This window comes from Endozoicomonas sp. GU-1, assembly GCF_027366395.1.
In the GTDB taxonomy this organism is placed as follows: domain Bacteria; phylum Pseudomonadota; class Gammaproteobacteria; order Pseudomonadales; family Endozoicomonadaceae; genus Endozoicomonas.
The window spans coordinates 5,727,547-5,748,393 of the sequence record NZ_CP114771.1 but is presented as its reverse complement, the minus strand read 5'-3'; the positions used below and the strand labels follow the sequence as shown (position 1 = coordinate 5,748,393).

20 protein-coding genes are annotated in these 20,847 nt (G+C 49.0%); 11 read left to right on the top strand and 9 right to left on the bottom strand.

All coding sequences use genetic code 11. The features are described from left to right. The first annotated feature begins 488 nt into the window (after nucleotides 1–488). Together O3276_RS24150 and O3276_RS24145 are read left to right on the top strand one after the other, a co-directional pair. Nucleotides 489–3,476: a hypothetical protein gene (locus tag O3276_RS24150; protein ID WP_269673591.1), complete on the top strand. Its 2,988-nt coding sequence runs from the start codon at nucleotides 489–491 to the stop codon at nucleotides 3,474–3,476. Nucleotides 3,477–3,925: 449 nt separating this feature from the next. Then, a complete protein-coding gene (locus O3276_RS24145) occupies nucleotides 3,926–4,780 on the top strand; it encodes a hypothetical protein (RefSeq protein ID WP_269673590.1) in 855 nt (284 codons plus the stop codon). 21 nt (nucleotides 4,781–4,801) lie between these two features. Here the strand turns inward: O3276_RS24145 and O3276_RS24140 are convergent, their stop codons facing one another. The 3 genes from O3276_RS24140 to O3276_RS24130 all read right to left on the bottom strand — a co-directional run bounded on the left by O3276_RS24140 (nucleotide 4,802) and on the right by O3276_RS24130 (nucleotide 6,730). Then, on the bottom strand, nucleotides 4,802–5,152 hold the full coding sequence (locus tag O3276_RS24140) for a hypothetical protein (protein ID WP_269673589.1): 351 nt from the start codon (nucleotides 5,150–5,152) through the stop codon (nucleotides 4,802–4,804). Nucleotides 5,153–5,166: 14 nt separating this feature from the next. Beyond that, complete coding sequence (locus O3276_RS24135) at nucleotides 5,167–5,817, bottom strand: hypothetical protein (RefSeq protein ID WP_269673588.1); 651 nt, start codon at nucleotides 5,815–5,817, stop codon at nucleotides 5,167–5,169. 118 nt (nucleotides 5,818–5,935) lie between these two features. Next, nucleotides 5,936–6,730 (bottom strand): lytic transglycosylase domain-containing protein, encoded by a 795-nt coding sequence (locus O3276_RS24130; RefSeq protein WP_269673587.1) that lies wholly within the window; start codon nucleotides 6,728–6,730, stop codon nucleotides 5,936–5,938. A 726-nt stretch (nucleotides 6,731–7,456) separates the two neighbouring features. Here O3276_RS24130 and O3276_RS24125 point away from each other — a divergent pair. After that, a complete protein-coding gene (locus O3276_RS24125; protein WP_332328298.1) occupies nucleotides 7,457–8,182 on the top strand; it encodes a BamJ family beta-barrel-assembly machinery protein in 726 nt (241 codons plus the stop codon). A gap of 72 nt (nucleotides 8,183–8,254) precedes the next feature. Next, a complete protein-coding gene (locus O3276_RS24120; RefSeq protein WP_209203657.1) occupies nucleotides 8,255–8,428 on the top strand; it encodes a hypothetical protein in 174 nt (57 codons plus the stop codon). Here the strand turns inward: O3276_RS24120 and O3276_RS24115 are convergent, their stop codons facing one another. Continuing rightward, on the bottom strand, nucleotides 8,429–9,772 hold the full coding sequence (locus O3276_RS24115; protein WP_269673586.1) for a sodium-dependent transporter: 1,344 nt from the start codon (nucleotides 9,770–9,772) through the stop codon (nucleotides 8,429–8,431). It abuts the gene before it with no gap. Nucleotides 9,773–10,017: 245 nt separating this feature from the next. Here O3276_RS24115 and udp point away from each other — a divergent pair, with 245 nt between their 5' ends. Further along, a complete protein-coding gene (udp, locus tag O3276_RS24110) occupies nucleotides 10,018–10,791 on the top strand; it encodes a uridine phosphorylase (RefSeq protein ID WP_269673585.1) in 774 nt (257 codons plus the stop codon). A 43-nt stretch (nucleotides 10,792–10,834) separates the two neighbouring features. Next, nucleotides 10,835–11,863 (top strand): hypothetical protein, encoded by a 1,029-nt coding sequence (locus tag O3276_RS24105; RefSeq protein WP_269673584.1) that lies wholly within the window; start codon nucleotides 10,835–10,837, stop codon nucleotides 11,861–11,863. Here O3276_RS24105 and O3276_RS24100 read toward each other — a convergent pair. The 4 genes from O3276_RS24100 to O3276_RS24085 all read right to left on the bottom strand — a co-directional run bounded on the left by O3276_RS24100 (nucleotide 11,804) and on the right by O3276_RS24085 (nucleotide 15,348). Continuing rightward, nucleotides 11,804–12,424 (bottom strand): PqiC family protein, encoded by a 621-nt coding sequence (locus O3276_RS24100; protein ID WP_269673583.1) that lies wholly within the window; start codon nucleotides 12,422–12,424, stop codon nucleotides 11,804–11,806. The genes O3276_RS24105 and O3276_RS24100 overlap by 60 nt on opposite strands. Then, nucleotides 12,421–13,374: an MlaD family protein gene (locus tag O3276_RS24095; protein ID WP_269673582.1), complete on the bottom strand. Its 954-nt coding sequence runs from the start codon at nucleotides 13,372–13,374 to the stop codon at nucleotides 12,421–12,423. Before O3276_RS24095 ends, O3276_RS24100 begins: the two co-directional genes overlap by 4 nt. A gap of 82 nt (nucleotides 13,375–13,456) precedes the next feature. Continuing rightward, nucleotides 13,457–14,227, bottom strand: coding sequence for an ABC transporter ATP-binding protein (locus tag O3276_RS24090; RefSeq protein ID WP_269673581.1), 771 nt, complete (start codon nucleotides 14,225–14,227; stop codon nucleotides 13,457–13,459). A 2-nt stretch (nucleotides 14,228–14,229) separates the two neighbouring features. Then, nucleotides 14,230–15,348: an ABC transporter permease gene (locus O3276_RS24085; RefSeq protein WP_269673580.1), complete on the bottom strand. Its 1,119-nt coding sequence runs from the start codon at nucleotides 15,346–15,348 to the stop codon at nucleotides 14,230–14,232. Between the two features lie 523 nt (nucleotides 15,349–15,871). Between O3276_RS24085 and O3276_RS24080 the strand changes: the two genes are divergently transcribed. Next, nucleotides 15,872–17,002 carry a hypothetical protein gene (locus O3276_RS24080; protein WP_269673579.1) on the top strand — a complete coding sequence of 377 codons (1,131 nt, stop codon included), beginning with the start codon at nucleotides 15,872–15,874 and terminating at the stop codon, nucleotides 17,000–17,002. 107 nt (nucleotides 17,003–17,109) lie between these two features. Here O3276_RS24080 and argR read toward each other — a convergent pair whose 3' ends face one another. Next, nucleotides 17,110–17,568 (bottom strand): transcriptional regulator ArgR, encoded by a 459-nt coding sequence (gene argR / locus O3276_RS24075; protein ID WP_101745646.1) that lies wholly within the window; start codon nucleotides 17,566–17,568, stop codon nucleotides 17,110–17,112. Nucleotides 17,569–17,781: 213 nt separating this feature from the next. Here argR and O3276_RS24070 point away from each other — a divergent pair, with 213 nt between their 5' ends. From O3276_RS24070 to artM, 4 genes are read left to right on the top strand one after another with little or no spacing between them, the layout of a single operon-like run. Next, nucleotides 17,782–18,603 carry an ATP-binding cassette domain-containing protein gene (locus O3276_RS24070; protein ID WP_332328158.1) on the top strand — a complete coding sequence of 274 codons (822 nt, stop codon included), beginning with the start codon at nucleotides 17,782–17,784 and terminating at the stop codon, nucleotides 18,601–18,603. A gap of 59 nt (nucleotides 18,604–18,662) precedes the next feature. Beyond that, the gene (locus tag O3276_RS24065) at nucleotides 18,663–19,439 is read left to right on the top strand and encodes a transporter substrate-binding domain-containing protein (RefSeq protein ID WP_269673578.1); all 777 of its coding nucleotides are present in this window, start codon (nucleotides 18,663–18,665) and stop codon (nucleotides 19,437–19,439) included. A gap of 2 nt (nucleotides 19,440–19,441) precedes the next feature. Further along, nucleotides 19,442–20,161, top strand: coding sequence for an arginine ABC transporter permease ArtQ (gene artQ, locus O3276_RS24060; RefSeq protein ID WP_269673577.1), 720 nt, complete (start codon nucleotides 19,442–19,444; stop codon nucleotides 20,159–20,161). Continuing rightward, on the top strand, nucleotides 20,158–20,826 hold the full coding sequence (gene artM / locus O3276_RS24055) for an arginine ABC transporter permease ArtM (RefSeq protein ID WP_269673576.1): 669 nt from the start codon (nucleotides 20,158–20,160) through the stop codon (nucleotides 20,824–20,826). The genes artQ and artM overlap by 4 nt, the downstream gene beginning before the upstream one ends. Nucleotides 20,827–20,847: the final 21 nt, after the last annotated feature.

The following is a 20,847-nucleotide window of genomic DNA, read 5'->3' as shown; positions in this document are numbered from 1 at the left end:
CCGCCTGACCAACTGAAACTGATCGCAGTTAAAATGGAAATTTTTTCTATAATACAGTGTAAAAAAATCGGGATAAATTAATTAAGAGAACTTTTAGAATGCCATTGCCTCCTATGAACATTGATCAAAGGGTACATTATCCAGGGCTAAAAGTTTCAGGATTGCCTGTCACACCTCATGCCAAACGAGGCAATGAACAAAACCCGGTTCCATTAAATTGTGCAGCTTTGATACCCTGTCGCGCTAATCCATATCCTTTTCAAACTACAGATATTTCTGCAAGGGGCATCCTTCCCGTTTCACCAGTTCCAGTTCAATTTCTGGCGACAACCCAAATGACCGGTCAGCCGGTTGCTGCCGTATATTGTGGAAATCAGCCTGTCATTCCATTGCCGCAACAACAACCGATCAGTATGAACACACTGCCATGGCCAATAGAGCCAGACACTTACAATGCAGCATGCCAGCCATTTTCCGGGCAGAATTTCATGTCAGTACCTTCTGATCAAATGCCAGGCTGGCCACCTGCCTGCCCGGTTGAGAGCCTTACGCATGATAGAGCACTTCACCAGGGGTTTGAGAACAAAACTGCTCAGCCTGAGGCAACCATGGTGAAAGCGGCTAGAGAAAGAGCAATAACAACAAAGGCTAATCTGGATCCGGAAACAAACGAGTTCGTGCCAAAAACATTGCAATGTTCCGAGGAACAGGCATCCCGGAGCGATGACAGACAACCGGCAAACGCTTTTGCCAGCAGCAATGAAAAAGCATGCCCATCCCAACAGCTGCCGACAAAGGATGAAGTACCTGTGGGAGCTATACCACTCCCGCAGGTTACCGGTCCGGAATCTAATGAGGCCGTTGCTGAGTTAACGCCTGCAACAGCCCCGGATTACCCGAAAAGTCCCGGAACATATTTTTCAGTTCAACAAGTCCTGCAACTGGGGCACCCCGGGGCTCCCAGAAAAACACCCTGGGCACTCAGGCTGCTTTACCTGGAATGCTTCGATTTTCATCAGAAAATGCGCAACGATAATTGCTTTGATAAACAGGGGAACAGGATAAAGCTTTCCAGGAGCGAGTTAAAAAAACAACACAAGACACTACAAAACCAGCTGAGGGAAAATAACAGCACAGTAAAACTACCTCCGTTACATAAAATAAAAAAACTGCCATCGACTGATATACTTTTGACCAGGCCAACAAGTTATATTGATATTCACCCCCTGAGCAGTCAATTAAACCGTACCGCAGCTTCATTAGACCCGGATAAGTTTGTCAAGAGGGAAAAAGTAAGAAACAGTCTGGCCGCGCATTTGGCATTTTATAAGTGTTCCGGCAAAGAGATGAACCAGCTGAAAGAGATGGCCAAAACCAAAGAGGCAAGAGGGTACGTGGAAAAACTGGAAACAGATGATCTATGGAATCTGGATTTTACCACCATGTACTACTATCCCTATTTTGACCAAAAGGTTTTTACACTCAAAGCCCCATTCATCAGGTCGGCAGAGACGATTTACTGCCATCCACGTTTGTGCAGTCAACCGTTGCTACAACATGGAAAAAAACTGTTTGATATCAGTGAACAACAACAAGCCCTTAATGAAAGCCATGATAAACAATCAGCCGACATTATCAATACCATCATGTCATTAACAAAAACCCTGAGTATCAAGTTGAACCAACAGGTGGATAACAATACGCCTGCCAAGGCACCAGAAACTTTTTCCAGGCAGTGCATTCAGTGGCATATACAATTTACCTCTGATCTTGTTTACAAAATGATTAAATTGGGTGAGGAGAATACACTCGACATTGGAGAGGCTATTGCTTACTCAATGGATGCTCTGCTTGTGAGTATTAACAAACTGTCTGACTATTCTTCAAAATTTACCGATGAGTTCATAATGCTTACTGAATCACTGTGCCTCTTGCTGCAAAGTCACCCGCTTCAGCATTTACTGGTGCAACAGGACGCACAAGTACCGGGCGACGTTGCAAGGATTTGGCCTAAATATATAGAACAACTGGAAAGTACGACCCTGATGATTCTGGTAAAATCATTGCAGCACCCGGGGCTGTTAAACACCACCATGTGCCTCCTTAAAACGCTATCTGACCATGAAATATTCCGAACGGGACAAGCTGGCAATAACAAAATATCCATGATTCGATTAGCCAGAGTGGCAACAGAGATTACTAATAGTTTATTAACAACACTGACTAATAATTTCCCGGATGACCTTTCGACTCATAATCAATTTATACAACAGCTGAACAGTTGCTGTTCGACACTCAATCAAGTGCATAAAAAAGTCATTCAGAAATCCAACCTTGTTCACACTGAGTCACAAAATCTGGAAGCTTCTATAAAGGCTCTCCATGAAGCGTGTAAAATTCGATTCACTGAAATTGACAAGGTACGCCAGGATTATCTTAATGAATTTGAGAGTGAGAAAAACAGCAATCATGACATATTACGGGAAAATATAAAAAAAAGGGAGCGGGCAAAACAGAAACAGGAAATAAGAAACAAAAGAAAACAGCAGCTTCAACAGGAGATTACCAGAGTAAAATCTGAGCCACAGGAGAAAGAACAACCGGAATCAGATCATGCAAAGCTGGTTAATAGTATGAGTAAGCGACTGCAACTGTTTAATAAAAATCTTGAGTACGGTGAAAATTATGTTAACGAACTGACGACAGTCGATTCTGTGTTTCCTGAAATACAGCAATCCCCCGTATTGGCTGTCTGGGTTTATGGTGATCTTGCCTACAACCTATGTAATAAGTGTACGGATAAATTTAACCGGGCCACACTTTTTGTCGAGAAGTTCGACAAAATGAGAGCCTTCTGTGATGATGCTCTTAAGGAAGCTGCTCAACATCCATGGCAGTACGACGCCCAGTGGCTATATGATAGAAATCCAAATCAGCCAATTAGCATCAGCAGCATCAATTTCCTTACGCGGTTATCTGATCCAGAGCAGATTCAGGTCCTGATCAAACGTGCGTTCACCAGCGCTTCCCTGTATCAGTCAGCCCTTGATCGAGGCAGAGATGCCGCCCATCAACTGACTCAGGATATGATGGTCGGCCTGACAAATGAGGAAAATGATCTGCAAATGTATCACCTGCAGCAAAGGGTAGCGTTTATCATTGAAGAAATGAACGATGTAAAGCAGTACCTGCAAGACCTGCAACCGGTGCCTGACATATCCAATCTTTTAGCTACAAGAAAACAACTTTTTAAAACACTTAAAACAAAAGAGGTTACCAGTGTGCCAGACGGTGGCAAAGCAGATCAGGACAAAGAAGCAAAGAACACCGTTTATAAAGCACTGCTGAAGAAATCAAAAAGGGAGTGGAAAATTGACAGCTCAGTTTGTGATATGCGTAATTCTGCCGAACAGCAGCTTGAGCAAGTCATTAAAGGTTTTACAGAACTTAAAACACAGCTGGGAGTCGTACAATAATCTTTTTCAACTAACCAATATCCGAATTAATAGCCGTAGCCAATCTTTACAGTTGGCTGACGTAAATATCAGATTAGCGGTATCAGGGTTGAACTTTCATAATGAAGGAGTGGTCTCAGGGTGTAATTCAATGGTTCAGTAATGTAATGTACAGGTTTAGCCCGGACTCAACTATCTTTTATGGATCTCCTTGTTTACAGGGGTTGCAAAAAAATCCCTTACTATTACTGGCGGAGGTTTCAAGCTCACAACTCAGTGGGTTCGGTTATCCCGTACAGATACTTGAGCAGTCCCATTCTGGATATTTAAAACAACAAATACCGAATCAGGAGACACCCGGTTCTTCACGTGCTCTGAGTGTTTTTTCAACGTTCCATTTACCTCCCCCTGTACATTCAACAGTTACTTTTTCCCAGCCACCACCACGCTCCATTGCGGCAGTCAGTCCGTTGATCAGGTACACTCAACAACAGGCTCCTGCCAACACTGTTGAGTTTAAAGCAACTGAATCTTCCGGTTACGGCGAACTTCTGCCCCCCACTCCTGATCTGCCCCAGGCACTTAAGACACTAAAAGAGGTGAGTGAGTCCGATAAACGCAAGGCGACCAGAGCCAGATATGCCGCATCCGAAAAAGGCAGGAAGGCCATAGCCAGGGCCAAAGCTAAATATCAGGCATCCAATAAAGGCAAAGAGATCATGGCCAGGGCCAGGGCTAAATACATGGCATCCGATAAAGGCAAAGAGACCTTAGCCAAATACACCGCATCTGATAAACGCAAGACGTCAAAGGCCAAATATGCTGCATCCGAAAAAGGCAGGAAGGCCATAGCCAGGGCCAGGGCTAAATATCAGGCATCCAATAAAGGCAAAGAGATCATGGCCAGGGCCAAGGCTAAATACATGGCATCCGATAAAGGCAAAGAGACCATAGCCAAATACACCGCATCTGATAAACGCAAGACGTCATGGGCTAAATATGCTGCATCCGAAAAAGGCAGGAAGGCCATAGCCAGGGCCAGGGCTAAATACATGGCATCCGATAAAGGCAAAGAGGCCAGCGCCAGAAGGTGGGCCAAATTCGCTGCAAGTGATAAAGGTAAGGCAGACCAGGCCATAAGATATACAAGGACAATAACCTATCGATTGGCTAGAAAACAAGGCTTGAGTGAAGAGTTGGCGAGGGAAAAAGCAGAGCTGGCAGCTGAGGCAAAAAAAGCAGAATTAACATCAGTCCCCCCCCACTTTTCAGTCAACAGACTGAAGGAGCGTTACCAATCCGAAAGCGAAGTCCATCTGATGTAACGCCCTGTTCGTTATGTGAGTTTATTTACTCAACCAAATCTGTGAGATGGTTGGATTGGAATGCAGGCATGTTTCCCTAACCTTCAATTGCACATTAGAATTGGCGACAAATGCTGAAAGCACCATAGATCGGACGATATTGTTTGAAATCACCTCAGCCTGTGAATCATAATCATTGTATAAATCCACCTTTACCAAATCGCTTCGGCAACCATACGGACCAATAGTACGGTCAACTTTGAAGTAAAAAGTTCTGCTTCCCTGGGCATTGGCACCAATACTGATTATCTTCAATCCGGTTTCCGTACCGGCCACAACAGTCGTTGATAAAAGTGAAAACAATAGTCCAAGTACGCTAATTAATACTCGCATTTTTTTTCTCCTTTTCAGTCAACCTTATGGCCGCTATTCAGTGCCTGTGTAGTTGTCCCCATGATTTTACGTCCGAGTAAAATAGAAGGTCTGTATGGATGCAGTACCGCGGACAAGCCTGAAGGGTTATAGTCATCATCCACAGGTTTCTGGTGACCTGTGCCACCGGCATCGCCACAACTGTGATAACAGCAGGGGGTATGTATCCATACGTGGCTATTGCCATCTCCTGCCACGATTGCCACGATTGCCAGGACAGTTACCGCAGTGACAGCTACCCCGGAGAAGATCAATTCAGATCCATGTCTTGGCAGCTCATAGTACAGGCGTGAAATACAGTTGAACGTCTCTCGGGCGGGTTTGATGGTATATTCCAGCAGGCTTTTGTGTGGTTTTCCACGGATCGCATCTGTGGCCATTTTCCCAATACCATAGACAGCACCTCCGGTGGCAGCGAGCCCGGTAACAGCCACAGCGGTAACGTAATAGGCAGCAAAAACACCGCCATTTACCACCGTTGAGGCAATGCGAAATGGCATGGCACAAGCCTTACCAGCAGCTTTGCCGATACTTGACCATACGGAACGACGACTGCTTCCCTCCATGGCAGGAAATTGGGTCTGACTGACATTGGTCGAAACTGGAGCAACACCCGGATAGCTCATAAAACCACCTCCCTGTTGATATAAAAATTAAGGTAATGCTTTATCAGACCCGGAATTTACCAGGGTATTCAGTTTGATTGACTAACAAGACGGTTAGGCATAGTGTCATTCAGCCTGATTAAAATGCCTGAAAATAAATGTAAAGCACCATAAGCACCAGCTGGCGACAATAGAGACAACCAGCGCTGTGAATAACACACTCTGGAGAGTGATAGCCCGATTTGACTCTGGAAAAACCATCACCCTCGACAACAGAAAGGGCTGGCAACCTGATGCCATGCTTATCCGGCAGAAGAACCACATGGCTGAGGGCCAGAAACTTGGCCACATGTTTTCGGGTCTCAGCTGGCAAATCAAGGCTCCAGAAACCCGCATCTGAATATTCTCCCGACGCTTCAGCCTGAGCAATGCTTTGTTTCACCCGGTAAAGGCCAGCGTTATAAGCAGCAATGGTTAACATCCAGTCACTGGTTCTTTTATAGAGGTACTCAATATAGGTCAATGCGGCATCAGTGGCTTTTTCCAGGTCAGTTCTTTCATCACACTTTTTCGACACCTTAAGCCCGTAAGCCCTGGCTGTTCGGGGCATCAACTGCCACAGCCCCATCGCCCGTGCTGATGAACGGGCTTTGAGGTCAAGCTCGCTTTCGATCAGCGGTAGCAGGGCCAGCTCTGCCGGCAGACCTTTTTCCTGAATCTTCCTGTTCAAATAAAATTGATACACCAGGATTCGTTCGGACAGACGGTTAAAATAATATTGGGGAAATGCTTTCAGCTGCTCTTTGACCTTGGCATTGTGATAGTAGGCCATTAACCGAAAACCATGTCGTAACGACTGCCAGCCATCTTTTGGGTCTTGAATGCAGACCGGCCGGTAGGGCTTATCCATTTGACGCTTATCCGTCTCTGCCATGTCCCCCTGTCCATGGCATGGCACAGGAGAAAAGCCCATGAAGACAACAACAGCTGCCAACGCCAGAAAATACCAGCCCGTCCGACAACCCGCTAGAAATGGCCCGTTTTTTACTGCACTTGTATTGCACAAGGGTGTCTCAGGCTGCTTTCCAGACTGAATAAAAACGGTAGTACTAACAGCAGGCTCCAAGCGACGGCTCCAAAGCAAACAATGGCTAACGAAAAACTCTATAGATTGAAACCAGAGATTTAAACTGGGACAAAAAGACAAAGATCATAAAAATATATCGTATTTTACACCGGAAATTCGAAGCACGCTGTTAAAGACCGACCGACAGAATCCCCCCCAGACAACCTTTTACCCCCGGTAAACACTTGGTCAAATGGAATTGAATCGTGATTCGTGAAATTGATATTTTCATCTTCCTGCAATAATTGATGGCTCTTTCAATCAACGCCTCAATTGATAACTTAAGCAGACCAGCATAACGTCGCCCCATTACATTCAGAAAGAATTGATTTTGTATAAACCGGTAATGATATACCGTAAGGTAATAATGTGATTTTTTTGAAAAATTATTGTTATTTGGTTCAACTGGCGTAAAGGCTGTGCCATTATTGATAGGGTTTTTACTTTAATCCTGATACAGGCAAGATCATCCTGGCCAATACGGCATTTCTGGCCAAAAACAACGGAAACTGATATGAAGAAGGTTATTAAAATATCTGCTCTGGCAGCCGCTGTACTCTTGGCAGCAGGCTGTCAGGAAAGACCGCCCAGACTCCTGAAGTTGAGTTAAACACGGATGATCAGAAAGCCGCCTATGCCATTGGTGCCTCTGTTGGTAACTTTGCCAGTCAGACACTGAAGCAGCAGGATGAGCTGGGTGTTGTTCTCGACCGTGCGCTGGTTCAGCAGGGCTTGCTGGACGCCCTTGCCGATCAGGTCAAAATGAACGAGGAAGAAATGGGCGCAGCACTTCGGGCTCATGAGCAGAAGATGAACACCGTCGTTCAGGAGAACGCTACCAAAAAGCGTGAGGAGACCCGTCAAACCGGTGCCAAATACCTGGAAGATAATGCCGTTAAAGAAGGTGTTTCCGTGACTGAGTCCGGTCTGCAATATGAAGTTATCAAGCAGGGAGACGGCCCAAAACCAACCGCAGCGGATACTGTTACCGTTCATTACACCGGTACGCTGACTGATGGCACTGTCTTCGACAGCAGCAAGCAGAGAGGTCAGCCAGCAACGTTCCCCCTGGCAAACGTAATCAAGGGCTGGACTGAGGGTGTTGCCCTGATGTCTGTTGGCTCTGAATATCGCCTGACGATTCCCGCTGAGCTGGCTTACGGCGACCAGGAAGTTGGTTCCATTCCAGCAGGCTCCGTGCTGGTATTTGAGGTTGAGCTGATCAGCATTGAAGGCAAAGAAGAAGCCGCCAGCGAATAAACCACGAAATAAATCCTCAGGCTGGGTACAATAACGGGCAGTACGACGACTGCCCGTTGTTTTTGGTGAAATATGAACCTGATCTCAATTTTAGTACTTTTGTTTATCACCCTGTTTGTTGTGGTTAAGCTGACCGAGCGCCATGGCAAACCGCTGACTAATGAACAGCAGGGCAAGCTTGCCAAAATCGCCATGGTATTAATTTTTGTTATGTTAGTGGCGGCTCTGATCAAATCTCTGATGTGATCAAAATTGAAACAGCTCACCGATGATGACCATCAACAGCAATGCAGGGCTGACCCAGCGGATCAGGAGCTGCCAGGTTTTCAGGGATTTGCCCTGCATGCCCAACTGTTCAATCAGCACTTTTCTTTCCATGATATACCCGCAAAAATAAAGCACCAAAAGCCCAACGGCTGGCAGCATAACCTGGGTAGCAAAGGCGGTATAAAGGTCAAACAACGTTTTGCCATCAACAGCAACCTGCTGCCAGACACTGAAAGAGAGCCCGGGTATTAACCCGACCAGAAATATCATAACACCGGCTATGGTGGCTCCTGTGGCGCGCAAGCCTGAACACAGGCGACTCATCATCACCACCAGCGGCTCCGCCAGATTGACTGCCGATGTCCAAACCGCCATGACCAGAAGAAGAAAGAATAAGGGTAAAACCAGCGAGCCAAAGGGCATTTGAGCCAGGGCAACCGGCAGGGTGATAAACATCAGCCCGGGACCTTCCGCCACCGACAGCCCTTCACTGAATACCACGGCAAAGGTGGCAATACCGACCATCACCGCCACCAGCACATCAAGCAAGGCAACCACCAATACTGCCTTAACCACCGACTGCCTCTCCGGCATATAAGCCCCATAGGCCATCAGACAACAGGCACCAATGGCCAGGGTAAAAAAGGCATGGCCCATTGCCTCCAGCACCACACCGCCGCTGAGGGCCTCAAACCTGATCGCAAACAGGTAATCAAGGGCTGGCGCAAAACCACTGAACTGACTGGCATATATCAGTAGAACCACCAGAATCAGGTACATCAGGGGCATCAGCCAGTTATTCAACCGCTCAATGCCTTTGGAAATGGCTCGACCACTGATGGCCACAGTCATAACAATAAACAGACCGTGATATAAAACCACCTGCCAGGGTGATTCCAGCAGCTGTTGAAAATGTCTCGAAGTCGCTTGAATGCTGTTGGCTGAAAGTCCCCCCGAGAGCGACTGAAAGAAAAAGTGCAGCACCCAGCCGGACACCACACTGTAGAATGAGAGAATCATTGTGGCCGCCAGCGTCCCCATCCAGGCCAGCTTACTCCAGTGCCTGGTATGGCCAGCACTGACCGCCAGCTGGCGCAGACTGCTGGCGGGTGATGCCCGCCCTGCCCGGCCAACCACAACCTCGGCAACCATGACTGGCAACCCCAGCAACACCACAAAAATAATATACAGAAGGAAAAACAGGCTTCCTCCGTTTTCACCGGCTACATAAGGGAAACGCCAGATATTTCCCAAACCGATGGCAGCCCCGGCAATAGCAAAAATAAACGCACGATTGGAAGTGATTCTGTTTTCAGGTGGCATGGACTGTCCATTTTCTAATGGTATGTACTGACCAACAGGTCATTATCAGCATAGACGCAAACGCATACTTATATCATCGGATGGGCTCTGCAGGATTCCAGATCAGGCCTTCTGCGAATCAAATATTGATCCAGATCGATAAACACTCCCCATGGATGCGTCTATGATGGATGCTAAGAAGTAAAGTTCAATGATCCAGGGTCATTCCCGGAGGCATATATGAGAGGCATATATGAGAGGCATATATGAACAGTAGCGAAGTTTTTCATCTCGGCCTGAGCCAGAAGGTTCTGAATGGTGCCACACTGGCCATTGTCCCCGGTGATCCGGAGCGGGTCGAACGTATTGCTGCACTGATGGATAACCCGATCAAGCTGGCCAGCCTCCGGGAGTTCACCTCCTGGCGAGGGGAGCTGGAGGGTCAATCTGTCGTGGTTTGTTCAACCGGTATCGGTGGACCTTCCACATCTATTGCCATAGAAGAGCTGGCACAACTGGGTATCCGGACTTTTCTGAGAGTTGGTACCACGGGCGCCATCCAGCCCCATATCAATGTGGGCGATGTCATTATCACCACCGGTTCCGTCCGCATGGACGGTGCCAGCCGACATTTTGCCCCCATCAACTATCCTGCCGTTGCTGACTTTCAGTGTACCCGGGCACTGGTAGATACCGCTGAACAAGACGGGCTTAACTACTGGACTGGTATTACCGCCTCCAGCGACACCTTCTACCCCGGTCAGGAACGTTATGACACCTTCACCCAGCGGGTCAGAAAAGAGCTACAGGGCTCTATGGCAGAGTGGCAGTCGATGGGAGTGCTTAACTATGAAATGGAGTCTGCAACCCTTCTGACCATGTGTTCTGCCATGGGGCTTAAGGCCGGGTGCGTTGCCGGGGTCATTGTTAACCGTACCTGCAATGAAACGCCAGATACTGAAAAGCTGGCCAGTGTTGAGCCCAACGCGATTAACACCGTGATCGGGGCAGCCAGGAGGCTTCTGGGCAACACGGGCTGAATATTAAACCAGGCCCCGGATGGGCATGGCAATAAGATTGGGAATGATACAACGTTCCGGTGAGACTTCTTTGATACAATCGTTACCAACACCTTTATCCAACGGTCCTGTGGATCGATCCGGAGATGTGCCTCCGACAGATCAACCTCAGGCCAGCTGGAAGCGCTGGGCAGTGTGTATATTCCCAGCGGCTTCCACCCTTGTGTCCGCAGCATTTACCTTGAGTGCGATCTCTTCAGGATGCTTCGTCGCAGCAGCAGTTTTTGGCGTGCTTACCGTCATGTCTGCGGACTGTGCTGTCAATGCCTGTTCACCACACAATACCCTTTCTACCAATCCTTCTACATTTTCCCGTGGTATCGATAGACTGAGCCACCTACTCAGCTGTTTATCTGAAAGCACCTCCAACATTGTCTACAACCAGGGGTACGAAGTTGTCGATGTCCCCGGCGATGGCAACTGTTTTTTCCATGCTGCCCTTGTGTCATCCGTGCAACGCCCCGGCCGGGATGCTCACAGCTTACGTCAACAGGTGTATGAAGAAGCAAGAGAATGGCTACAGAATTACCAAAACAATCATTCACGTTTCAATGAAGACGAAAGCTGCCGGCCTTCTGTGCCGGAAGAAGACCTTTACTTCTATTTAACGAATGATTCTGATCACGACGGCATGACCGGTATGGACGCCATCAAATGTGATGGCAAATGGATGTATACAGTCATCGCCCCCCTGGTTGCCAGAGTGTTGCAAAAGCCAGTCATTACAGTAAATAACAAGGGCACCATTATGAGTGCTGTTGATGCTTATGGTTTCTACTTCCCCGTAACTGACGATCAGCTGAAAAACTTTGATTTAAATGGGATTGGCGACTTTGTATTACTTGAGAACACTGACAATAATCACTTCAGAGGCTGCAGAAAGCGCAACATCATGCCTGAAGCTCAATACAGGAGGGTATCCGAAGATACCATTCCCAAACCACCTGCCGGGCAGATTGCCTCACACGAACCCTTATTTGCCAAGAAAACCCTGAAGCATATCGTTGGCAACCCTTCCCCAGACCTGGCTTAATGTCTGAACGAGAGCTTGTGTAGAAACATCACTCGCCAGCGGCAGAGTATAGACCCTCTCCTGCCGGGCAATGACCTGCTGATCCTGCCCTTCCAGGGACCAGGCCACGTTCATCCGTAACTGCCGGTTCACCAGCGTTATGGACTGAACATCAACAAAGGCGACCACTTCCGGGCGTTTATTGCGGACCCAGGGGCCGGAGCTTATCCAAGTGCCGGAGTGAACCCGTTGACGCAGATTTTGCACCATAGCCTGTGTCAGCAGCTCTGGTAAGGGCTCCCCCCAGTGATCATTCGCAGAGGACTGTAAACGAACACCACCATCGCTCCAGGTAATTGTTTTCTTATCCAGCCAACCGGCAACAGTCACCGGAAAAACCCCCAGTGTAGCGGTGTCCGGCAGCACAGTCTGCTCCTGTGAAACCGTTGCTGCCACCAGCGTATAATCATGATAGTTGGGGTTCCTGGCGGAACAGCCCGAGAGCAATATGATCAGGAAAAAAGCCTTTGCAGCAGCGTTCTGACCCTTAACAAGGTTCAATATACGAAGGTAACGGCTCACCGTACGTCTCCTGACTGTCTACCAAAGATAATCGAATCGGGTTGGCGTTGCAGCAGGTCCGCCAGATCGTCCACCGCCCTGGAAGCACGACTGATGTCTTTTGAACTCTGCGTCAGCTGGTACATCAATGGTGAGTCTGGTGCCAGTGTCTCTTCCGCGGCGGACATGGTCTGCTGGAGTTGCAGCATGGTTTCATTCAACTGCTGCGTGGCACCAGGCAGATGGGTTTTCAGCAATGCGGCCACTTCCCCGGAATCCTGTGACATGGCAGCAAATTCTTTGCGAATGCCCGCCATGCTCGAGGTCATCTCATTGGACATCGCTGCCATACTGACAAATGCCTTATCAACATCATCAATCAGTTTGTTCAGGCGATTATCTCCGGTCAGCCGGGACAGATTATCAAGAACTTCCGTTAAGCTGCTGGCCATTTCCGCAATATTAATGCTCTCAAACCGTTCAATAAACTCTTCAAGGTTATTGGGCACCGTGGGAATCTGTGGATGCTCGGTGGCCACCGGCTGCATTTCCGGAAAAGAGTCAAAGAAATCCACTTCGATATACAGCAATCCGGTCAATACACTCTGCAGTCCAATCTGGGCACTGAGCCCCTGCTGCAGCAACTGTCCCAGCACATCATGGTCACTGCTTTTATCATGCTCACTGATGGCATCCGGGTACATATCAATGGTGACCACATTCAAGACCTTCTGGTGATTGTGATACAACCTGGTCTTGATACTGACTACTTCACCAATTTTCACACCGCGCAGAGTCACGGGAGCACCAACATTCAGGCCTTTGATCGAGCTGTCAAACAGGATCTGATAACGCTGGACAGCCTTCCTGGAAAAACCATCCGCATTAAGAAACAACACCAGGGCAAGCGTCATGGCGATGATCAGGATGACAAAAAGGCCAACGGATACTGACAAGGATTTTCTATTCATAGGCTTCTCTCGGAAAAGCGAGCCTCACTGATTGATTCATTCAGTCTTAATTCATTGAGTCGCTTTGTAAATTCCCCCATTCTTAACACTCACCTCTGGACAGGAACGACCTGACCAGATCGTGTTTACTGTGGTTAAGCATATAGTCGGGAGACCCGGTATCCAGCTGGGTTTTGCTGTTGGCATCGAGGTAGACCCCGTTGCTGCCAATGGCAAAAATACTGGCCAGCTCATGGGTGACAATCACGACCGTGGCACCGGTGGAATCTCTTAATTGCAGAATCAGGTCATCCAGTCGTCTGGCACTGAGAGGGTCCAGTCCAGCCGAGGGTTCATCAAAAAACAGGATATCCGGGTCCAGGGCAATGGCCCTGGCCAGCCCTGCACGCTTACACATACCACCACTGATCCGGGACGGGTAAAAGTCTTCAAAACCGGCCAAACCCACCAGCGCCAGTTTATAACGCACCATATCCTGAATATCTTTGCTGGACAGTGTCGTATACTGTGCCAGTGGCAGGGCAACATTCTCGGCCAGTGTCTTATCACTGAACAACGCGCCCCCCTGATAGGTAACACCCCAGCGTTTACGCATCGCCAACTGTTGCTCCGGGGATGCGGCAAAGTAACTCTGCCCGCCAAACAGGATATCGCCCTCTGCCGGCTGGTAGAGCCCAATCATATGTTTCAGGAGCGTGCTTTTACCGCAGCCACTGCCCCCCATAATGACAAACACATCACCTTTGTTGATCTGAAAATGCAGGTTGGACTGAATCAGGTTACTACCATACTTCATGGTCAAGCCGCGGGCTTCAATCACCACCTCCTGACCTTCCTGTTGCAGTTGCCCCATGCTCAAATTCCCAGGTGATAAAAAAGGATATTCAGCCCGGCATCGGCCACCACCAGATAAATAATGGCGGTCACTACCGCATTGGTCGTCGCCTGACCTACCGCAGCGGAGGAACGACCACAAGCCAGGCCGGCACGACACCCGGCCATGGCAATCATCAGGGCAAACAGAAAGCTCTTGGCAACGCCGGTCATGATATCACCAAAAGAGATCGCATCCTGGAGCTGGTACAGGTACATCAACCAGGTAATATCCATACTGGTAGCCACCAACCCACCCCCGAGCATGCCCAGAATATTACTGTACAGACAGAGCAGAGGAATGGTCAGAATCAGGGCCAGGGTTCTGGGCAACACCAGATAATCCATCGGTTTTATGCCCAGAGTTGTCAATGCATCAATCTCTTCATTAACCTGCATGGTGCCCAGCTGAGCGGCATAGGCGGCACCGGTTCGACCGGACATAATCACCGCCGTCATCAATGCTCCCATCTCACGCACCATGCCAACCCCCACCAGATTGGCGACATACACCTCGGCACCAAACTGGCGGAGCTGAACCACACCCAGGTAAGCAAGAATCATCCCGATCAGGACACTTTGCAGCGTGATAATCGGCAAGGCAGAAGGGCCGGATTGATGGCAAAAGCTGATAATATCTGACCAGCGGGCGGATCCTTTCCGGGACAACCAGCGACTCAGGGACAGTGCCAGTTCGCCAATAAACGCCAACAGCTCCATCGCCTCATCACCCAGGCGGGCAACCCGGTCGACCAGCCGATGCCACAGGGATGGGTTTCTGTCCGGCAGAGCCTTATTGGGCGGTACGGTATTGGCAAGCCTGAACAGATCTCTTACATCCTCAGGCAGGCCACTGAGATCAAGCTGGCAATGGGAAGGCTCCAGCATGCGCTGGCAGGCCAATAGCCAGGCCAGCAGTCTGGAGTCCCACGAGAAGTCATCACCGCTAATAAAGGCAACGGTTTTTAATTGATCATAATCCGGTAAAGCAGAAAGCTGATCCAGGGCGGGCAAAACACCACTAACCGTCCAACTGCCCTGAAGAGTGATCACAACCTTTGGGTCAGACACTTTATCAAAGGTCAGTGTCGCCTGGTTCATGCTGGTTGATGCCTTGAAAAAAGGGTCAATGATAACAGGAAAATACCAACAACAGGCAAGCATGAAAAACACTTACTGACTCACTGTTCTTTCACTACCTCTTACCAAAACGGCTAAAGTGGGAACTATCTACCAGATATGCTTTCTAACAGAGGGATTGTCCAGAAATAGTTAAGAAGATTTCTGAGTTTCAAAGTTACGTTCGTCCTGATTGCCGTGCTTGTCGAAACTATTTCAGGACAGTGCCCGAGGAGGCTATTCTCGGTCAGCCTCCCAGCTCCTACATTCTTGAAGTAACCTCAACCAGGTAATGTTCGCCATTATGAACCAGACATTGAGGGTGATTCACCCATGTGGGTCACAATATCTACAACCCCTGATCCCTACCACACGCTTGTTATGGTTAGGGCGTGAGACGGGGAGTATCGATCCACTCGAAACAAAACTATGTCCCGTTACCACCCTGCCATTGCCTCCCCCCACCTCTTCAGTGTGGACCCCTACCTCTTCAGAGGTAAAAAAAATGGGCACAGCAGCCTTTCATAACCCGCTTGCCGTTCCAGACTACAGTTCCAGACCTGAAGAAAACCCAATATGCGAAGCGTTACTGCAAATAGTGGAAGGCAGAAGGTATATTGATCCATCAGATTCCGATAAACCACCTGCTCCCAGCACTTTAAGGGGAGAGCCCATCTTTGCAAACACCACGCTCTCTGATGGGAAGGGAACTGGCAGGCAAAACGGCTCACTGACGCAAACCGCTTCCTTGTGCAAAAAGGAAAAATTGCAATCAGGTATCATCGTTGCTGGTAAGACGACTGCTGATCAGGCAACTTCAGCCAAAGCACTACCTGAGATACCTTCTGTTAACCACTATGCCATTATCAACACGCTCAGAGCATGGAACGGAAAAGTGATAACCGCTAACTTTGGATATATCAATAAAGAACTTAGCGCAGGTTTTGCCAGCTTTTGCCCCGGGGGAAGTAGACTGCGCATTCAGGTACACTTCAAAAAGGATTTATCAAACAGCGGATTACCGTTGCACACACTGCAAAAAAAGTACGCTATATCAGGTAATTTGTTATTTGATGACAACGCGATGGTAAAGAAAGTTATCTCAATGCCTGCCCGATGCTTTTTGGCAGAAGTGCAGCAGCATACTCCACCCAACCCCATTCATCTTGCTAAAAACAGCATAAAAATTTTTAAAAAAGATTCAACGAGACAACATTTACTACATATTCCCATCTTAACGAAAGGTCAGCAGAAAGTTTACAATACAATTACGTCGCTTTTTAACAAACTGCTCGATACCGATATTGTCAGCCTGAAAGGTACACCCAGAGCGAAATCCACACTTCAGGGGCAGGCATGCTGTCACCTGAAATCCGGCCAATTACTGTTTATCAGCTTTAAAATCCCTGCTACTGAAATAGACCAGAGCGTAGATCCATCGGTTTACCTGGAACAGGGTAAAATTCGTGGCAGATTGAGATACGACCCAAAATGGTTATTCTCGAAAATATCAAATAATTCAACAATACTTCACTCATCACATCCCGGCATCCTGCCAGATGAGAACAAGATTTTTTTTCCTGCCAACACCATTACATTGTATTTTGAAGATCCCTCCCGCTCGTCAACCTCTTAACGAGCAGTCCAGAAAACCGTGCGCCAGCCCGAACCACTCATCTGACCACGGGTAAAGCATTGCTACCAATAGCTCCGGGCACCAAGTGTGTTCCTGAACAGGAACACTCAGTTGAACATCCCGGCAATACTCAGCGTAATTTCCTTAATCTCCTGCACACTGGCAGGTACTACAAGAATGGTATCATCCCCCGCCACACACCCCATAATCCCACCTTTTACGCCAATAGAGTCCAGGAGCCTGGCGATCATCTGGGCAGCACCCGGGCTGGTTTTGATCACAATCATGGACTCATTATGGCTAACGTCTTCTACCAGATCTTTTACCGCAATACTGGAATCCATCTTGCCCAGCTCAGGAGGCAGGCAGTAAACCAGCTCATTCAATGCATTGCGCGCCCGGACCGCACCAAAACGGCTGAGCATGCGCGATACCTTGGACTGACTGATATTGTCAAACCCCTGCTCCTGCAGCAGAGTAACCATCTGGCCCTGGGAGCCGCAGCGCTCTTCTTTAAGCAACTGACGGAAAGAACGAACCAGGGCATCCTGTTTTTGGCTAGTCATAGTCGTCAAATAACCTTCCAGAAAAAATGCTGCTTTCAGGGTTATCCGTTATCGGAAAATTCTGAGTAAGGCAGCATTTTTAATCAATCATATATCCAAAAACCAGCACAACCTTCGATTTTCCACTTGCTGGATGTGTTCGCAGGGTGAGCGTTATAAATTGGCGACAATTATAGACTCTTACCTTTGCAATATGAATTTTTATTCATTTTTTTGTTGATTTTACCCAATCAGTGCTGGACAATTCAGCCATTAATTTCAACCGGCAATAAGAAGATTCAGGCAATGGGCATCGCAGTACAGAGCCTCAGCAAATCCTTTGGTGGCCATCAGGTACTGAGGGACATCAGCTTCAGCATCAGTAAAGGTGAAACAACGGTATTACTGGGTTCCAGCGGAGCAGGAAAGAGTACGCTATTACGCATGCTGAACCTTCTTGAGAGTCCGGATCAGGGCACTCTCAACATAGCCGATATGGAATTCAGTTTTCCACAAAAAAAGCACCAGAAACCATCATCCTCGACTGCATCAGCAAAAGCCTGCCAGCTGCGACGCAAAGTCGGCATGGTTTTCCAGCAGTATCATCTGTGGCCCCATATGACGGTTCTGGAGAACCTGGTGGAAGCCCCTGTTCAACAGGGTATGCCCAAAGCAGGGGCCAGAGACAAGGCCATGGGACTGCTGCAACGGATGGGGCTGGCGGATAAAGCCAACGCCTGGCCCGCTTCCCTGTCCGGTGGCCAGCAGCAGCGGGTAGCCATTGCCCGGGCGCTGATGCTCTCTCCGGAAGTATTATTGTTTGATGAACCCACCGCCGCACTGGACCCGGCCATTACCAATCAGGTGGTGGCCATTATCAACGAGCTGCAGGCGTCTGGCATTACCATGGTGGTGGTCACCCACGAAGTGGACTTTGCCCGGAAAATCGCCAGCCGCGTGGTCTATCTGGAAAACGGGGAAATTGTCGAGGAAGGGACTGCTGAACGATTCACCGCCCCACAAACCCGTGCATTTAAACGTTACCTGCAACATTAATTCAATCTCAACCAGCAACCCATTGCTTGCAAAAACCAGCTCTCATTAAGGAAAGCCCGATGAAAAAAACAATTGCCACTGTTGCCCTGGCCAGTACTGCCTTCGCCTCCCTGTCTTTTTCCGGGATAAGCCAGGCGCAGGACACCATTCGTTTTGGTATGGAGGCGACCTATCCTCCTTTCGAGTTCTTTAATGAACAGAATGAGCTGACGGGTTTTGACGTTGAACTGGCCAATGCCATTTGCGCCGAACTGGATGCCACCTGTGAGTTCAACAACCAGCCGTTTGACAGTTTGATCCCCGGCCTGAAATTCCGTCGCTTTGATGCCGTCATTTCCGGCATGGATATCACCCCGAAACGACTGGAACAGGTCGCCTTTACCCAGCCCTATTATGAAAACTCAGCCATCTTTGTGGCTGGCATCAACAGTGATGTTAAAGAAGCGAAAGATCTGAAGGGTAAAACCGTCGGAGTACAGAATGGCAGTACCCACCAGGCCTATCTGATCGACAAACTGGAAAAACAGGGCGTAAAAATCCGCCCATACGACAGCTATCAGAACGCCTTGCTGGATATGACCAATGGTCGGGTTGATGCCGTGTTTGCCGATACGGCGGTTGCCCGTGAGTGGCTGGTTCAGCAGGGCAAAGATCAATACCAGAGCGTGGGTGAAGAAGTGAAGGATGCCAATTACTTTGGCATCGGCATGGGCATCGCGGCCCGTCAAGGTGGCCCCCTGGTGGAAAAACTGAACACGGCGCTCTCTCAGGTAAAAGAGAGCGGTGTTTACCAGCAGCTGCATGCCAAGTATTTCAACTCTGCACAGGTGAGATAACTGTGGGCCTGACCGCTCTCTTCGCCAAAGCAACCGTGATGACCCTGGGCCTGGCCCTGTCATCACTGGTTCTGGGCCTGTTAATGGCCGTCGCTTTTTCCCTGGCTGAACTCAGCCGCTGCAAACCCCTTGCCCTCACCACCAGCACTCTGGTTGCCATATTGCGTGGGCTACCGGAAATCCTGGTGGTGTTTTTCGTCTACTTTGGCTCAACCCATGCCCTGTTCCTGCTCACGGATGAGTTTATTGAAGTCAGCCCGTTTGTTGCCGGTACCCTTGCCCTGTCGTTAATTTATTCGGCCTACGCCTCACAAACCCTGCGCGGCGCTTTTATGGCGGTCCCCAAAGGACAGACCGAAGCAGCGGTAGCACTGGGGATCAGCCGCAGCCATTGCTTTTTCCGCATTATCCTGCCACAAACCTGGCGTCATGCCCTGCCCGGTCTGGGTAACCAGTGGCTGGTACTGCTGAAAGATACGGCGCTGGTTGCCCTGATTGGTGTCAATGATTTACTGCTCCAGGCCAGGATGACCGCCGCCAGTACCTATGAACCATTTACCTGGTATGGTGTTGCCGCCCTGATTTACCTGGCGATTACCCTGGTCAGCCAGCATATACTGGAACGCATAAAATCCCGATCTAATCGACACCTGACGTCCAGTAACGGCGTGACAGAAATGCCCGTTGACAAACCAGTCAACCCTGGTGAGGCCACCGCATGAATATGGACTATTTACCCGAGCTGCTGAAGGGTCTTGGCACCACACTGGAACTGACCCTGGCCAGCCTGTTTACCGGGCTGGTGCTGGCCATCCTGTTCACTCTGGTGCTTGCCCTGAAAGTGAGGCCGCTGACCTGGCTGGTCAAACTGCAGATTCTGCTGTTTACCGGCACGCCACTGCTGATCCAGATATTTCTGATTTATTACGGTCCGGCTCAGTTTGATGCCATCAGAAACAGCGTTCTCTGGCCCTGGTTAAGCCAACCCTGGTTCTGCGCCATGCTGGCCCTGGCCCTGAACTCAGCCGCCTATTCTACCCTGCTGTTCAAGGGAGCCATTGATGCCGTGCCAAGCAGTGACCGGGAAGCCTGTATGGCGCTGGGCATGACCAACAGACAGGCACTGCTGCGGGTCATCCTGCCCCATGCCGTGCGCCGGGCACTGCCCGCCTATGGCAACGAGGTCATTCTGGTTATGAAAGGTTCGTCCCTGGCCAGTACCATTACCTTGATGGACTTAATGGGCTATGCGGCCAGACTGAACGCACAAACTTACGACACATTAACGGTGTTCACCATGGCTGGCCTGATCTATCTGGCCATGACGGGCGTTTTGACAGTACTGATCCGGTTTATGGAACACAAAGTTCTGGCGTTTAGCCGCTGATTCTTTGGGTAAAACGCCAAT

What these genes read in the sequence shown, in the direction of transcription:
- O3276_RS24090 (WP_269673581.1), bottom strand. Translation starts at nt 14,227, where the DNA reads ATGGGGCAACTGCAACAGGAAGGTCAGGAGGTGGTGATTGAAGCCCGC.
- O3276_RS24120 (WP_209203657.1), top strand. Translation starts at nt 8,255, where the DNA reads ATGAACCTGATCTCAATTTTAGTACTTTTGTTTATCACCCTGTTTGTT.
- O3276_RS24135 (WP_269673588.1), bottom strand. Translation starts at nt 5,817, where the DNA reads ATGAGCTATCCGGGTGTTGCTCCAGTTTCGACCAATGTCAGTCAGACC.
- O3276_RS24065 (WP_269673578.1), top strand. Translation starts at nt 18,663, where the DNA reads ATGAAAAAAACAATTGCCACTGTTGCCCTGGCCAGTACTGCCTTCGCC.
- O3276_RS24140 (WP_269673589.1), bottom strand. Translation starts at nt 5,152, where the DNA reads ATGCGAGTATTAATTAGCGTACTTGGACTATTGTTTTCACTTTTATCA.
- O3276_RS24105 (WP_269673584.1), top strand. Translation starts at nt 10,835, where the DNA reads ATGATACAACGTTCCGGTGAGACTTCTTTGATACAATCGTTACCAACA.
- O3276_RS24085 (WP_269673580.1), bottom strand. Translation starts at nt 15,348, where the DNA reads ATGAACCAGGCGACACTGACCTTTGATAAAGTGTCTGACCCAAAGGTT.
- O3276_RS24115 (WP_269673586.1), bottom strand. Translation starts at nt 9,772, where the DNA reads ATGCCACCTGAAAACAGAATCACTTCCAATCGTGCGTTTATTTTTGCT.
- O3276_RS24150 (WP_269673591.1), top strand. Translation starts at nt 489, where the DNA reads ATGTCAGTACCTTCTGATCAAATGCCAGGCTGGCCACCTGCCTGCCCG.
- artM (WP_269673576.1), top strand. Translation starts at nt 20,158, where the DNA reads ATGAATATGGACTATTTACCCGAGCTGCTGAAGGGTCTTGGCACCACA.
- O3276_RS24095 (WP_269673582.1), bottom strand. Translation starts at nt 13,374, where the DNA reads ATGAATAGAAAATCCTTGTCAGTATCCGTTGGCCTTTTTGTCATCCTG.
- argR (WP_101745646.1), bottom strand. Translation starts at nt 17,568, where the DNA reads ATGACTAGCCAAAAACAGGATGCCCTGGTTCGTTCTTTCCGTCAGTTG.
- udp (WP_269673585.1), top strand. Translation starts at nt 10,018, where the DNA reads ATGAACAGTAGCGAAGTTTTTCATCTCGGCCTGAGCCAGAAGGTTCTG.
- O3276_RS24130 (WP_269673587.1), bottom strand. Translation starts at nt 6,730, where the DNA reads ATGGCAGAGACGGATAAGCGTCAAATGGATAAGCCCTACCGGCCGGTC.
- O3276_RS24080 (WP_269673579.1), top strand. Translation starts at nt 15,872, where the DNA reads ATGGGCACAGCAGCCTTTCATAACCCGCTTGCCGTTCCAGACTACAGT.